The organism is Oleiphilus sp. HI0086 (assembly GCF_001635225.1).
The window spans coordinates 1-782 of record NZ_LWFZ01000088.1 but is presented as its reverse complement, the minus strand read 5'-3'; the positions used below and the strand labels follow the sequence as shown (position 1 = coordinate 782).

1 protein-coding gene is annotated in these 782 nt (G+C 41.3%); it reads left to right on the top strand.

Annotated features, from left to right (window positions below):
* Window positions 1–47: 47 nt before the first annotated feature.
* On the top strand, window positions 48–782 hold a 735-nt coding region (locus A3756_RS01330; RefSeq protein ID WP_231875448.1), incomplete at its 3' end, for an aminotransferase class I/II-fold pyridoxal phosphate-dependent enzyme.

The following is a 782-nucleotide window of genomic DNA, read 5'->3' as shown; positions in this document are numbered from 1 at the left end:
GCCCGCAAAATATTGCTTTAACAAACGGCAGTCAAGCAGCATTCTTTATGCTCTTCAATTTGTTTGCAGGGAAGTATTCAGATGGTAGTAGTAAACAGGTTCTGCTACCACTTGCTCCCGAATATATTGGCTATTCCGATGCGGGTTTGGTTGAAGATTTTTTTATATCAAACAGACCAAAAACTGAGGAAATTAACGCAGAGACATTTAAATACCATATCGACTTCGAGAAGTTCCAAATTACTGAAAGCACGGGAGCGATCTGCGTATCTCGCCCCACAAATCCGACGGGAAATGTGATTACAAACTCAGAGATGAGTAAGTTAGACCAGTTGGCACGTGAACATAAAGTACCATTGATTGTTGATGGTGCTTACGGCACGCCTTTTCCAAACCTTATATTTACTGATGCAGAACCAACCTGGAACCAAAATATTGTCCTGTGCCTAAGTCTCTCTAAATTCGGTTTACCTGCTGCACGTACAGGAATCGTTATTGCGGATGCGCCGGTAATAAGCGCTTTATCGGAAGTTAATGCGATTATGAATTTGGCGACGGGTAGCTTCGGCAGCATAATGGCGAAAGATTTAGTCGACAGTAAAAGAATACTCACCTTAAGTAATGAGGTAATAAGACCTTACTATTTGTCTAAAGCTGAAAGAGCGCGCGACCTTTTATGTGAGTTACTTCAGGGTCTGCCTTTCTTAATCCATAAAGTAGAAGGTGCAATGTTTATTTGGTTATGGTTGAAAGATTGCCCCTTAAGTAACCAGGAGTTGTAT